Raw genomic sequence first — 438 nt, 5'->3', positions numbered from 1 at the left:
CAGGTGCCGCGAGGCACGCCGCTGTTCCAGAGCCTCTTCGTCTTCGAGAACTACCCGCTGGACGCATCACTCGCGGCGCAGGGCAATCCGCTCGGCATCCGTGACGTGCGCGGCGTCGAGCGCAGCAACTATCCGCTGACGGCCTCTGTGATTCCGGGCCGCGAGCTGCTGCTGAAGCTGGCGTACGACACGCCGCGCTTCGAGGCGGAAGGGATTGGGCGGCTGCTGGAGCAGTGGCGCCGTGCAGTGGAAGGACTGGTGGCGGGGGAGACGGGGCGGCTGTGGGAAGTTGGGGTGCTGTCGGCGGAGGAGAAGCAGCGCGTGCTGGTGGAGTGGAACCAGACGGCGAGCGACTCCCCGCGCGAAGCCAGCATCGTGGACGTCTTCGCGGCGCAGGTGGCGCGTCGTCCTGACGCGGTGGCGCTGGAGGCGGGCGAG

The 438-nt window shown here is 69.9% G+C and carries 1 protein-coding gene; it reads left to right on the top strand.

Translation table 11 applies throughout. The annotated features are described in order from the left end of the window. A partial coding sequence (locus ACLEQD_RS45140) for a condensation domain-containing protein (RefSeq protein ID WP_410392029.1) occupies positions 1-438 on the top strand: 438 nt, incomplete at both ends.

The sequence above is a fragment of the Corallococcus sp. 4LFB genome (genome assembly GCF_046520365.1).
In the GTDB taxonomy this organism is placed as follows: Bacteria; Myxococcota; Myxococcia; order Myxococcales; family Myxococcaceae; genus Corallococcus; species Corallococcus caeni.
This window is presented reverse-complemented; position numbering and strand designations above follow the sequence as displayed.